Origin of the sequence: Streptomyces violaceoruber, from assembly GCF_033406955.1 — a bacterium.
GTDB classification, from domain to species: Bacteria; Actinomycetota; Actinomycetes; order Streptomycetales; family Streptomycetaceae; genus Streptomyces; species Streptomyces violaceoruber.
The window spans coordinates 1297198-1309893 of sequence record NZ_CP137734.1 but is presented as its reverse complement, the minus strand read 5'-3'; the positions used below and the strand labels follow the sequence as shown (position 1 = coordinate 1309893).

Annotated in this window: 13 protein-coding genes; 10 read left to right on the top strand and 3 right to left on the bottom strand. The window is 73.8% G+C overall.

Annotated features, from left to right (window positions below; translation table 11 throughout):
* Positions 1–3: 3 nt before the first annotated feature.
* Positions 4–936 (top strand): S66 peptidase family protein, encoded by a 933-nt coding sequence (locus tag R2E43_RS05980; protein ID WP_332057106.1) that lies wholly within the window; start codon positions 4–6, stop codon positions 934–936.
* Between the two features lie 9 nt (positions 937–945).
* Positions 946–1545 carry a GNAT family N-acetyltransferase gene (locus tag R2E43_RS05975; protein WP_011030960.1) on the top strand — a complete coding sequence of 200 codons (600 nt, stop codon included), beginning with the start codon at positions 946–948 and terminating at the stop codon, positions 1543–1545.
* Here R2E43_RS05975 and R2E43_RS05970 read toward each other — a convergent pair.
* Positions 1517–1909 carry a DUF6204 family protein gene (locus R2E43_RS05970; protein ID WP_051815047.1) on the bottom strand — a complete coding sequence of 131 codons (393 nt, stop codon included), beginning with the start codon at positions 1907–1909 and terminating at the stop codon, positions 1517–1519. The two genes, R2E43_RS05975 and R2E43_RS05970, sit on opposite strands and share 29 nt — an antisense overlap.
* A 150-nt stretch (positions 1910–2059) precedes the next feature.
* Between R2E43_RS05970 and R2E43_RS05965 the strand changes: the two genes are divergently transcribed.
* Entirely contained in the window at positions 2060–4057 is a 1998-nt protein-coding gene (locus tag R2E43_RS05965) for a DUF5107 domain-containing protein (protein ID WP_319215359.1), read from the top strand.
* 31 nt (positions 4058–4088) lie between these two features.
* On the opposite strand, the gene R2E43_RS05960 is transcribed toward R2E43_RS05965, so the two are convergent.
* Positions 4089–4436, bottom strand: coding sequence for a VOC family protein (locus R2E43_RS05960; RefSeq protein WP_003972485.1), 348 nt, complete (start codon positions 4434–4436; stop codon positions 4089–4091).
* A gap of 80 nt (positions 4437–4516) precedes the next feature.
* Between R2E43_RS05960 and R2E43_RS05955 the strand changes: the two genes are divergently transcribed.
* On the top strand, positions 4517–5050 hold the full coding sequence (locus R2E43_RS05955; RefSeq protein WP_162495280.1) for a phage holin family protein: 534 nt from the start codon (positions 4517–4519) through the stop codon (positions 5048–5050).
* 85 nt (positions 5051–5135) lie between these two features.
* On the opposite strand, the gene R2E43_RS05950 is transcribed toward R2E43_RS05955, so the two are convergent.
* Positions 5136–6098 (bottom strand): LLM class F420-dependent oxidoreductase, encoded by a 963-nt coding sequence (locus R2E43_RS05950; RefSeq protein ID WP_011030964.1) that lies wholly within the window; start codon positions 6096–6098, stop codon positions 5136–5138.
* A 186-nt stretch (positions 6099–6284) separates the two neighbouring features.
* Here R2E43_RS05950 and R2E43_RS05945 point away from each other — a divergent pair, with 186 nt between their 5' ends.
* The 6 genes from R2E43_RS05945 (at position 6285) to R2E43_RS05920 (ending at position 12693) form a co-directional block, all read left to right on the top strand.
* A complete protein-coding gene (locus R2E43_RS05945) occupies positions 6285–8156 on the top strand; it encodes an FAD-dependent oxidoreductase (RefSeq protein WP_136209240.1) in 1872 nt (623 codons plus the stop codon).
* The gene (locus R2E43_RS05940) at positions 8153–10000 is read left to right on the top strand and encodes a transketolase (protein WP_011030966.1); all 1848 of its coding nucleotides are present in this window, start codon (positions 8153–8155) and stop codon (positions 9998–10000) included. Before R2E43_RS05945 ends, R2E43_RS05940 begins: the two co-directional genes overlap by 4 nt.
* Before the next feature lie 50 nt (positions 10001–10050).
* Positions 10051–10956, top strand: a complete 906-nt coding sequence (gene ligD / locus R2E43_RS05935; protein WP_030863172.1) for a non-homologous end-joining DNA ligase — start codon at positions 10051–10053, stop codon at positions 10954–10956.
* A gap of 65 nt (positions 10957–11021) precedes the next feature.
* The gene (gene gvpO, locus R2E43_RS05930; RefSeq protein WP_011030968.1) at positions 11022–11414 is read left to right on the top strand and encodes a gas vesicle protein GvpO; all 393 of its coding nucleotides are present in this window, start codon (positions 11022–11024) and stop codon (positions 11412–11414) included.
* A gap of 71 nt (positions 11415–11485) precedes the next feature.
* Positions 11486–11923 carry a gas vesicle structural protein GvpA gene (locus R2E43_RS05925; protein WP_003972478.1) on the top strand — a complete coding sequence of 146 codons (438 nt, stop codon included), beginning with the start codon at positions 11486–11488 and terminating at the stop codon, positions 11921–11923.
* The gene (locus tag R2E43_RS05920) at positions 11920–12693 is read left to right on the top strand and encodes a GvpL/GvpF family gas vesicle protein (RefSeq protein WP_003972477.1); all 774 of its coding nucleotides are present in this window, start codon (positions 11920–11922) and stop codon (positions 12691–12693) included. The genes R2E43_RS05925 and R2E43_RS05920 overlap by 4 nt, the downstream gene beginning before the upstream one ends.
* Positions 12694–12696 lie beyond the last annotated feature (3 nt).

The window sequence follows — 12696 nt, the reverse complement described above, 5'->3', positions numbered from 1 at the left end:
CGGGTGCGGGAGCTGGTCCGGCCGGCCCGGCTCGCCCCCGGCGCCCGGGTGGCCGTCGTCGCGCCCAGCGGGCCCGTCCCCGAGGAGCGGCTCCAGGCGGGCCTGGACGTGCTGCGCGGCTGGGACCTCGACCCGGTCGTGGTGCCGCACGTCCTGGACCGGCACGACACCTTCGACTACCTCGCGGGCACCGACGCCGACCGGGCCGCCGACCTCCAGGCCGCCTGGTGCGACCCGGCCGTGGACGCCGTGCTGTGCGCCCGCGGCGGGTACGGCGTCCAGCGCATGGCCGACCTGCTCGACTGGGAGGCGATGCGCGCGGCCGGTCCCAAGGTGTTCGTCGGCTTCAGCGACATCACCGCGCTGCACGAGGCGTTCGCCACCCGCCTCGGCCTGGTCACCCTGCACGGACCGATGGCGGCCGGGATCGACTTCATCAAGAACGCCCGGGCCCAGGAGCACCTGCGGGCCACCCTGTTCGCCCCGGCGACGGTCCGCGTGATCACCTCCGGCGGCACACCGCTGGTGCCCGGCCGGGCCCGGGGCGTCACCCTGGGCGGCTGCCTCGCCCTGCTCGCCGCCGACCTGGGCACCCCGCACGCCCGGCCCGGTGCGCGCGGCGGCCTGCTGTGCCTGGAGGACGTGGGGGAGGAGACGTACCGCATCGACCGGTACCTCACGCAGTTGCTGCGCTCCGGCTGGCTCGACGGGGTCGGCGGTGTGCTGCTCGGCTCGTGGGCGCAGTGCGAGCCCTACGAACGGCTGCGGCCCCTGCTGGCCGACCGGCTCGGCGGCCTCGGCGTGCCGGTCGTCGAGGACTTCGGGTTCGGGCACTGCGAGGGGGCGCTGACCGTCCCGTTCGGCGTACCGGCGGAACTCGACGCGGACGCGGGCACCTTGACGCTGGACCGGCCGGCGCTGTGCTCCCCGGCGTAGGCTGGCCCCATGCCGCACACCCCGCCCCGCCACCTCGCCGAGGGCCCGCGCGTGGGCATCCGGCACTTCAGCCACGCGGACGCCGCCGAGTTCACCGCCCGGGCCCGCCAGAGCAAGGACCTGCACCACCCCTGGCTCTTCCCGCCGGAGAGCGTCCAGGCGTACGAGGCCTACGCGGCCCGGCTCATCGAGGACCGCACCAAGGCCGGGTTCCTGGTGTGCGAGAAGGACACCGAGGCGACGGACGGGGCGGGCGGGCCGGCGGGCCCGGTGCCGGACGGCGGTTCCATCGCCGGATTCGTCAACATCAACAACATCGTCGAGGGCGGCTTCCTCAGCGGCGCGCTCGGCTACGGCGCCTTCGCGCACGCGGCCGGCCGCGGGCTGATGCGTGAGGGGCTGGACCTCGTGGTGCGGTACGCGTTCGGGCCGATGCGGCTGCACCGGCTGGAGATCAACGTCCAGCCGGGCAACGCCGCCTCGATCGCCCTGGCCCGCGCCTGCGGTTTCCACCTGGAGGGCTTCTCGCCGAGGATGCTCTACATCGACGGCGCCTGGCGCGACCACCAGCGCTGGGCGATCACCGCCGAGACCGTGACTTCCGGTTGATCTTCATCGTGTCCAGGTCCGTCACCGTGGACTTGAGGTCGCCGAACCCGTAGCCGAGCCCGCGCAGCGCGCCCTCCGCCCGGTCCTCGGCGATCGCGCCCGCCATCTCCTCGCCGTCCGCCGCGTCCGACACCACCACGTAGCGCATCGAGAAGTGCTTCAGCGGTGCGGGTTCGTAGGACAGCGACCCCTCCTCGGTGAACCGCATGCTCGCCATCCCGTGCTCGCCCGCCTCGGCGAGCAACCGGGCACGGGCGTCCTCGGTCAGCCCCTCCCAGGTGCCCCGGACGATCACCCGGTAGGTGTGCCGCTCGTTCCCGTGCCGCTCGTTCCCGTGCTGCTCATTCCCATGCCGCTCGTTCACGTGCCGCTCTCCTTCTTACGCGCGCCGACCGCCCGACCCTAAGCCCACTCCGGCACGGCGTCCCAGCGGATTAAACGTGAGCCACGTCGCCCCGGCCCGGCCGGCGGAACCCCTGTTCACCGCGCCGGGGAGCGGCTTCCATGGGGAAGCGTGACGACGATCCGACGCGAGGTACTGACCCTGCCCGCCGCGCCGCTGGGGCCGGACAACCCCCTGCCGCCGCTGCGCCCCCTGGACGAGGCCCACCGCATCGACGACCGGGACCGTGCGGGCCTGCCGCGCGACATGGCCCGCCAGATCGACTACGAGCCCCTGCGCAGCCTGCTGCCCGCCCAGGTCCGGGACGGCTACGGCCGCGGGCGCGAACCGCGCGCGCTGGACGCCCTCGTCATCGAGAACGACCGGCTGCGGGCCACCGTCCTGCCTGCCCTCGGCGGCCGCATCGCCTCCCTCCACCACAAGCCGACCGACCGCGAACTGCTCTACGTCAACCCGGTCCTCCAGCCCGCCAACTTCGCCCTCAACGGCGCCTGGTTCTCCGGCGGCATCGAATGGAACATCGGCGCCACCGGCCACACCACCCTGTCCTGCTCACCCGTGCACGCCGCCTGCGTCCCCGCCCCCGACGGCGGCCGGATGCTGCGCCTGTGGGAGTGGGAGAGACTGCGCGACCTGCCCTTCCAGGTCGACCTGTGGCTCCCGGAAGGCTCGGACTTCCTCTACGTCGGCGCCCGCATCCGCAACCCGCACGAACGCCCGGCGCCCACCTACTGGTGGTCCAACATCGCCGTCCCCGAAAACCGCCGCGTCCTCGCCCCCGCAGACGAGGCCTGGCTCCCCCACAGCCCTAAAGGCGTGGGAGGTGCCCCCATCGGCTACGAGCGCAGGCTGCGCCGGGTCCCGGTGCCGGAATACGGCGGCGTCGACCGGACGTACCCCCTGAACAGCACCTACGCCGCCGACTACTTCTACGAGGTGCCGGACGACCGGCGCCGCTGGATCGCCGCGCTCGACGAGGGCGGCCACGGACTGGTGCAGACCTCGACCGACCTGCTGCGCGGCCGCAAGCTGTTCGTGTGGGGGACGGGACCCGGCGGACGCCGCTGGCAGGAGTGGCTCACCGAACCCGGCACCGGCGGCTACTGCGAGATCCAGGCGGGGCTCGTCCGCACCCAGCTCGAACACGTCAAGCTGGAGGCGGAGAGCGAGGTGTCCTGGCTGGAGGCGTACGGGCCGCTCACTGCCTCGCCGGAGGGCGACTGGCACACCGTGCTGCGCCGGGCCGAGGACCGGCTGGAGGCCGCCCTGCCGCGGGCCGACGTCGACGCCGCGTACGACGCCTGGCGGGCGTGTGCCGACACCGAGCCGGGCGAGCGCCTGGCCACGGGGTCGGGCTGGGGCGCGCTGGAGGTGCTGCGGACCGGCTGGAAGCTGCCCGGCACGCCCTTCGCGGAGGACACCCTCGGCGAGGAACAGCGGCCCTGGCTGCACCTGCTGCGCGCCGGGTCCCTGCCCGAACCGGAGCACCACGCGCCGCCCGGCGGCACGCTGGTCGCCCGGCCCTGGCGGGACATGCTGGAGACCGCGGCCGCCACGCCGTCGGCCGAGTACCACCTCGGCGTCGCCCAGTGGCACGGCGGCGACCGGGCGCAGGCGGTGCGCAGTTGGGAGCGCGGCCTCAAGTCCGCCACGGACCGCTGGCCGTTGCTGCGCTGCCTCGCCGTCGCCGACCAGGAGGACGGCCACGGGGAGCGTGCCGCCGACCGGTACGCGGAGGCCTTCGACGACCTGTGCGCACGCCGGACCGACGGGGCGGAGAAAGGGGACGGGAGGTGGGTGGCCGTCACCGCCGCGCTGGGCCGGGAGGCGATCGGGGCGCTGCTCGCGGCCGGGCGCGGCACGGACGCCCGGACCGTGTGGGACCGGCTGGATCCCGCGACGCGGGCCCGCGGCCGGTACCGGCTGATCGAGGCCGAGCTGCTGGCCGCCGAGGGCCGGAGCGAGGACGCGCGTGCCGTGTTCGACGAGGGCTTCGAGGTCGCCGATCTGAGGGAGGGCGCCGACGGCATCGGCCTGCTGTGGGCGCGGCTGGACGACGCACCGCTCCCGGCCCGCTACGACTTCCGGATGTGGCCGGACGGGGAGTGAGCCCCGCCCGGCCCCTCGGGTGACGTGCCGGCTACTGCTGCCGGTCCACGTACTCGTAGATCGCCCCGTCCGGGTGCCGGGCGATCAGGTTGCGGCCCCCGGGCGTGGCGACCGGGCCGGCGATGATGTCGGCGCCCAGTGAGCCGAGTACGTGACGGGTCTCCTCGACGTCCGACACGGCGATCGTCGCGGCCACCTTGCGCAGCACCTCGAGTTGGGACTCGGGCCCGCTCATCAGCAGGAAGCAGCCGATGGCGGCGGCCTGGACGCCGCCGCGTTCGAAGCGGAGGGCCTCGCCGCCGGCCAGACCCTCGTAGAAGGGGATCGCCTTGTCCAGGTCGTCGACGTAGATGCGCAGTGTGGCTCCCAGAATGTCCATACGGACGAGCCTAGTTGGGCCGACCCGGTGCCCACCCCCGGTCCGGCCATGGAAGCCCGGCCGGCGGGTACCCGCAACCCATGGACCGCATGGATCACTTGGAACACCTGGACAGGCAACTGGTCGACGAACTGGCGCAGGTGGCACGCGAGACCGTGCGCGACGAACTGCGAGAACAGACCCGCAGGCAGCGCCGCAAGGCCACGCTGTACGCCGCGTCCGGCACCGCCGCCCTCTATGCGGGCGCCGCCGTCGCGCTCGCCGTGGGACTGGCGCTCGCCCTCGCGCTCCCGGGCTGGGCCGCCGCGCTGATCACGGCCGCCCTTCTGGCCGTCGTGGCGTATCTGCTGCGGGGTGCGGCCCGGCCGCACCCGTCGCGCCCGGGTCCGGCACCCGGCACCGCCGGGCACGACCACGTCGCCGGAGGCGGCGCGCCCGCCGCGGCCCCGGGCGGACTCGGCGTGCCGTACCCGCCGATGCCGCCCGTCGCTCCCGGCGGTGTGGGCGGCGCGACCGGCGCCCCGGGCGCGGGCACACCCGCACCGGGCGGCACCGGTCCCGCGGCACCGCGCCAGGACGACCTCGACCCCGAGAACAAGCGCCGTCGCGGCTGACCGGCCGCGCACAGAGGTACGACCGCACAGGGGTACGCCCGCACGGACGGCATCCGTGCGGGCGTACCCCTGCCCTTCGCCCGCGTCAGGCGCTCTGCTGGAGCTGCGGCAGCACCTTGGTGCGGTAGAGGTCGAAGAAGCCGCGCAGGTCCGGGCCGATCTGGTTGACGTAGACCCGGTCGAAACCGGCGTCGGCGAACTGCTTCAGCTCCGCCACGTGCTCGTCGACGTCGTCGCCGCACACCCGGCTGTCGCGGACCATGTCCTCGGTGACCAGGGTCTGCGCCTGCTCGAAGTGCTTCGGCGAGGGCAGTACCTGGCCCAGCTCTCCGGGCAACTGCTCGTTGGCCCACAGCCGGTGCACGGTGCGCACGGCCGCGTCCTTGTCGGTGTCGTAGCAGACCTTGGTGCCGCCGCTGACCAGCTTCCCGCCGCCCCCGCCCTTGCGGTACTGCTCCACCATCGAGGCGTCCGGCATCATCGTGATGTAGCCGTCGCCGACCCGGGCCGCCAGCTTCGTCGCCGCCGGGCCGAAGCCCGAGATGTCGATGGGGACCGGCTCGTCGGGCACCGTGTACAGGCGGGCGTTCTCCACCGTGTAGTGCGTGCCGTGGTGGTTGACCTCCTCGCCGGTGAGCAGCCGGCGCATGATCAGGATGGCCTCCTCCAGCATCTCCAGGCGGACGTGCGCGGCCGGCCAGGCGTCGCCGAAGATGTGCTCGTTCAGTGCCTCGCCGGTGCCGACGCCCAGCCGGAACCGGCCGTCGGTCATCACCGCGCTGGTCGCCGCGGCCTGCGCCACCACCGCCGGGTGGATGCGCACGGTCGGGCAGGTCACCGCCGTCTCGATCGGCAGCGACACGGCGTCGGACAGGGCGCCGATCACCGACCACACGAACGGGCTCTGGCCCTGTTCGCCGTTCCAGGGATGGTAGTGGTCGGAGATCCACAGCGCCTGGAATCCGGCCTGCTCGGCCATCCGGGCCTGCTCGATCAGCTCGGCGGGACCGTACTGCTCGCACGAGAGGAAATAGCCGTACTCGGGCATGAGGGGGTGCCTCCGGACAGGGAGCGGGGGTGGGTCCGGGGCACCGGGTACCCGGGCGCGGTGCCGGAAACCGGCGGCCCGGCGGCTTCCCCGCGGACGTGCCGCGACTTCCCCGCGCACGTTTGGGCGCCCCGGCCCAGGGGACGCGGAAGGCTCACGAGGTACGCGACAGCCCGGAGGCGAACCGTGAGCCGACCCCGCATCGTGATCGTCGGTGCCGGCTTCGCCGGGTACCGGACGGCCCGCACCCTGTCCCGGCTCACCCGGCACCAGGCCGACATCACCCTGCTCAACCCGACCGACTACTTCCTCTACCTGCCCCTGCTGCCCCAGGTCGCCGCCGGAATCCTGGAACCGCGCCGGGTCAGCGTCTCCTTGTCGGGCACGCTGCCGCACGTCCGGCTGGTGCTCGGCGAGGCCGACGGCATCGACCTCGACGGGCGCACCGTGCACTACACCGGCCCGGAGGGCGGGGAGGGCACCCTGGCCTACGACCGGCTGGTGCTCGCCGCGGGCAGCGTCAACAAACTGCTGCCCATCCCCGGCGTCGCCGAGCACGCGCACGGCTTCCGCGGGCTGCCGGAGGCGCTCTACCTGCGCGACCACGTGACCCGGCAGGTGGAGCTGGCCGCCGCGGCCGACGACCGGGCGGAGTGCGCCGCGCGATGCACGTTCGTCGTGGTCGGCGCGGGATATACCGGCACCGAGGTCGCCGCGCACGGCGCGATGTACACCGACGCGCAGGTCCGCAGGCACCCGATGCGGACCGGCATGCGGCCGCGCTGGATGCTGCTCGACGTGGCGCCGCGCGTCATGCCCGAGATGGACGAACGGCTCTCCCGCACGGCCGAGCGGGTCCTGCGGCAGCGGGGCGTCGACGTGCGGATGGGGACCTCCGTGAAGGAGGCCACGCATGACGGGGTCGTCCTGACCGACGGGTCCACCGTCGACACCCGCACCCTGGTGTGGTGCGTGGGCGTGCGGCCCGACCCGCTGGTGGAGTCCCTGGGGCTGCCGATGGAACGCGGCCGGCTGCTCGTCGACCCCCACCTCCAGGTGCCGGGCCGGCCCGAGCTGTTCGCCTGCGGTGACGTGGCGGCGGTGCCCGACCTGAACCAGCCGGGCCAGTACACGCCGATGACCGCACAGCACGCCTGGCGGCACGGCAAGGTCTGCGCCCACAACGTCGTCGCCTCGCTCGGCCGCGGGCAGCGGCGGGCCTACCGCCACCGTGACATGGGGTTCGTCGTGGACCTCGGCGGCGCCAAGGCCGCGGCCAACCCGCTTGGCCTGCCGATGTCCGGCCCGGCGGCGGGCGCGGTCACCCGCGGCTACCACCTCGCGGCGATGCCGGGAAACCGCGTGCGGGTCGCCGCCGACTGGCTGCTCGACGCGGTGCTGCCCCGCCAGGCCGTTCAGCTGGGCCTCGTACGGTCCTGGTCGGTGCCGCTGGAGTCGTCGTCGCCGGAGGTCGCGCGGGTGCCGGGGCGTCCTGAGCAGAGCGGGAAGGACGCCGGGACTGCCGGGACCGCCGGGACTGCCGGGACCGCCGGGAAGCATGCCGACGGCGACGAGGGGAAGAAGCAGCCCGGCGGCGAGCCCGCGAAGGGGCAGCCGGGTGGTGAGCCCGGAAGGAACCAGCCGGGCGGTGAGCCCGGAAAGAACCAGCCGGGCGGTGAACCCGCGAAGAACCAGCCAGGCGGGGAACCGGCCGAGAGAGGACCCGACGCCTCCGCCGGGAGCCGCTCGCACGGTGAGCGGGCGAAGCGGAGCCAGTCCGGCTCGCCCCGTGCGTCCGGCAAGCCCCGCCGCGCCGTCGAGGCCGCCGGACCGCGCTCCGCCCGAGGCGGCTCGGGCAAGCCGGGCAAGTCCTCCCGCGCCTCCGGAACGGGCTCCGCCGGGAAACGGCCCACCGCCCCGTCCGGACCGAGCCGGTCCGCGGGTCAGCCGGCCGACCCCGGTCCCGAGCCGCCGGCGCACCAGCCGCCCCCCGGACCCGACATCGCCCCCGGCCCCGTCAGGCGCACCGACGGACGTGCCGTGGAAGGAGACTCATGAACACCGGTGAACTCGTCGACCTCGGACAGCAGCTGCGCGTCGACAGCGTACGGGCGGCCGCCGCCGCGGGCTCCGGGCACCCGACGTCGTCGATGTCCGCCGCGGACCTGATGGCCGTACTGCTGGCCAACCACCTCCGCTACGACTTCGAACGCCCCGCCCACCCCGGCAACGACCGCTTCGTGCTCTCCAAGGGACACGCCTCGCCCCTGCTGTACTCCGCCTTCAAGGCGGCCGGTGCCATCGACGACGAGGAGCTGCTCACCTTCCGCAAGCAGGGCAGCCGCCTGGAGGGGCACCCCACACCGCAGCGGCTGCCGTGGGTCGAGACGGCCACCGGGTCGCTCGGCCAGGGGCTGCCCGTGGGCGTCGGCATCGCGCTGTCCGGCAAGCGGCTCGACCACACCGACTACCGCGTGTGGGTGCTGTGCGGTGACAGCGAGCTGGCCGAGGGGTCGATCTGGGAGGCCGCCGAGCACGCCGGGCACGAGCACCTCGACAACCTCACCGTGATCGTCGACGTCAACCGGCTCGGCCAGCGCGGCCCCACCCGGCACGGCCACGACCTCGACGCCTACGCACGCCGGTTCAGGGCCTTCGAGTGGCACACGATCGAGGTCGACGGCCACGACGTCGACGCCGTCGACCGCGCCTACGGCGAAGCGCTGTCCACCAAGGGCCAGCCCACCGCGATCATCGCCCGCACCCTCAAGGGCAAGGGCGTACGGGCGGTGGAGGATCGCGAGGGCCAGCACGGCAAGCCGCTGCCGGAGGCCGAGGAGGCCGTCGCCGAACTCGGCGGTCCCCGTGACATCAGGGTGCGGGTACACGCGCCCGAGGACGCCCGGTCGCTGCGCTCGACGGGCACCGGGCAGACCGAGCTGCCCCGCTACGGCCTGGGCGACGAGGTCGCCACCCGCAACGCCTTCGGGGAGGCGCTCGCCGCGGTCGGCACGGCGCGCGGCGACGTCGTCGCCCTCGACGGCGAGGTCGGCGACTCCACCCGGGCCGAGTTCTTCGCCAAGGAACACCCCGAGCGCTACTTCGAGTGCTACATCGCCGAGCAGCAGATGGTCGCCGCGGCGGTGGGGATGGCGGCCCGCGGCTGGGTGCCGTTCGCCACCACCTTCGCCGCCTTCCTGACCCGCGCGTACGACTTCGTGCGCATGGCCTCGATCAGCGGAGCCGGCATCAACCTCGTCGGCTCCCACGCGGGTGTCGCCATCGGCCAGGACGGGCCCAGCCAGATGGGCCTGGAGGATCTCGCCATGATGCGGGCCATCCACGGCTCGACCGTGCTGTACCCGTGCGACGCCAACCAGGCCGCGCGCCTCGTCGCCGAGATGGCCGGCCTGGAGGGCATCCGGTATCTGCGCACCTCGCGCGGCGAGAGCAAGGTGATCTACGGCCCCGACGAGGAGTTCCCCGTCGGCGGCAGCAAGGTACTGCGCTCCTCCGACGCCGACCGGCTCACCGTCGTCGCGGCCGGCGTCACCCTGCACGAGGCGCTCGCCGCGGCCGACGCGCTCGGAGCGGACGGCATCCCGGTCCGGGTGATCGACCTGTACTCGGTCAAGCCCGTCGACCGGGCCACTCTGCGCGCCGCCGCCGAGGAGACCGGCTGTCTGGTGACCGTGGAGGACCACCGGCGGGAGGGCGGCATCGGCGACGCCGTCCTGGACGCCTTCTCGGACGGGCGGCCCGTGCCCCGGCTGGTGCGGCTCGCGGTCACGACGATGCCGGGGTCCGCGACCCCGGCGGAGGAACTGCACGCCGCGGGGATCGACGCCGAGTCCATCGAGGCGGCCGCACGGATGCTCGTGGAGCAGGCGATCGTTCCGTGAGCGGGAGCGGCGGCACGGAGGGCGGCGGCAGGGGTGGCGGCGCCCGGACCGTGCGGGCCGGACGGCACACGGTGGAGGTCCACCGGCCGGACAAGGTGCTGTTCCCGGCCGGTGAGGGCGGTACGGAGGAGTACACCAAGGGCGATCTCGTCGACTACCACCGTGCCGCGGCCCCGTTCATGCTGCCGCATCTGCGGGGCCGCCCGCTGATGCTGGAACGGCATCCGGACGGCGTCGACGGTCCGCGGTTCATGCAGAAGAACACCCCGGAGCACTACCCGGAGTGGATCGACCGCGTCGAGGTCGGCAAGGAGGGCGGCACCGTCTGCCACACCGTGTGCGACGACTCCGCCACCCTCGTGTACCTCGCCGACCAGGCCGCGCTCACCCTGCACCGCTGGCTGTCCCGGACCGGGCGGCTCGACCGGCCCGACCGCATGGTCTTCGACCTCGACCCGGCCCAGGACGACTTCGAGGCGGTGCGCGCGGCGGCCCGGCTGCTGGCCGGACTGCTCGACGAGCTGAAGCTGCCCTCCGCGCCGATGACCACCGGTTCCCGGGGGCTGCACGTGGTCGTGCCGCTGGACGGCCGCCAGGACTTCGACGACGTACGGGAGTTCGCGCGGGCCGTCGCCGACGTCCTGGCCGCCGCCCACCCCGACCGGCTCACCACCGCCGCCCGCAAGAAGGACCGCGGGGACCGGCTCTACCTCGACATCCAGCGCAACGCCTACGCGCAGACCGCCGTCGCCCCCCTCACCGTCCGCGCCCGCCCCGGCGCCCCCGTGGCCACGCCCATCTCCTGGGACCAGCTGGACGACCCGGCCCTGCACGCCCGCCGCTGGACCGTCGCCGACGCGGTGGAGCAGGCCCGCACCCGGCCCTGGGCAGGAATCATGAACCGCCCCCGTGCCCTGGGCCCCGCCCGGCGGCGCCTGAACGCCTTGCACGGCTGAGCGGACTGCGCAACCCGACGAGGTTTGGCGAACACACATGCGGCCACACGGAGGGGGAGGTGGCCATGTCGAACACGAAAAACACATCCGACTCGCAAGAATCACAACAGAGTTCACGAAAGCCACAGAGGTCTCAGGCAACTCAGACATCTCAGGCGTCTCAGAAGTCACAGTCGTCACAGGAGCCGCGCCGTCCCAAGCCGATGGAGGTTCTGCGCGAGGCGCGCGCCCAGCTCGCGGAGCTCACCGGCATGACCGCCGAGTCCGTGTCGTCCTTCGAGCAGACGGAGGAGGGCTGGGTCCTCGAGGTCGAGGTCCTGGAACTGGAGCGGGTGCCCGACACCATGAGCCTGATGGCGAGCTATCAGGTGGAACTGGACGCCGAGGGACAGCTCACGGGCTACCGGCGCGCCCGGCGCTACGAGCGCGGACGGGCCGACTCCCGCGGCGGCCGCTAGGCCGGCGCACGACGCCGGCCCGTACCCGCGAACACCACCCACACCACCGACAAGATGGAGGAACAGCAGGCATGACTGTCGTACCGGCACAACAGACCGGCGGCGGAGGCGGCAGCAGCGGCCTCTACGACGTGCTGGAGCTTGTTCTGGACAGGGGGCTCGTCATCGACGCATTCGTGCGCGTCTCCCTGGTCGGCATCGAGATCCTGAAGATCGACGTCCGTGTCGTCGTCGCCAGCGTGGACACCTATCTGCGCTTCGCCGAGGCGTGCAACCGGCTCGACCTGGAGGCCGGGCCGCGCAAGGACCCGGGGCTGCCCGACCTGGTCGGCGAGATGACCGAGTCCGGCGCCCGCGGCAAGTCCAAGGGGGCGCTGTCCGGCGCCGCCGAGACCATCTCCGACGCGTTCAAGCAGGCCCGTGACGACGGCGGCTCCGAGCGTGAGACGTCGTCGCGTCCGCGGGCCCGCAAGGCCGCGCCCTCGCGCCGGAAGGAGGAGCAGGAGTGAGTACGTACGTCTACGGCATCACCGCCGCCACGCATCCGTCGCTCCCCGAGGGCACGGGCGGGGTCGGCGACCCACCGCGCGAGGTGCGGATCCTCAAGGAGGGCGAGCTGGCGGCCGTCGTCAGTGACGCCCCCGAGGGGCTGCGCCCCAAGCGCAGGGAGCTGCTCGCCCACCAGAACGTGCTGAGCGAGATCGGCGCGGACGGCTGTGTGCTGCCCATGCGCTTCGGCAGCGTCGCCCCCGACGACAAGGCGGTCACCTCAGTCCTCGCCGAGCGCGCCGAGCACTACGCGGAACGCCTGGGGGCGCTGGACGGCCGTGTCGAGTACAACATCAAGGCCAACCACGTCGAAGAGGCCGTACTGCATCACGTGATGGCCGAGAACCCCGAGATCCGCGCCCTCGCCGAGTCCAACAGGCAGGCGGGTGGCGGGACGTACGAGACGAAGATCCAGCTCGGTGAGATGGTCGCGGCCGCGGTCAAGGACCAGGAGGCCGGGGACGCCAAGGCGCTGGAGCGCGCCCTGGAGGCCGCCGCCGACGCCGTGAGCGTGGGCCCCGAGTCCACCGGCTGGCTGGCCAACGTCTCGTTCCTGGTGAAGCGGGAGGCGGCCGACGAGTTCCTGGCCGCCGTCGAGCGGGCCCGCGGCCGGATGCCGCACCTGGAGGTCCGCGTGAACGGCCCGCTGCCGCCGTACAGCTTCGTCGAGCCCGGGCCGGCCGAGCCCGCGGGCACGGCGGCCGGCGGGGCGGACGCCGGAGCGGGGTGACGG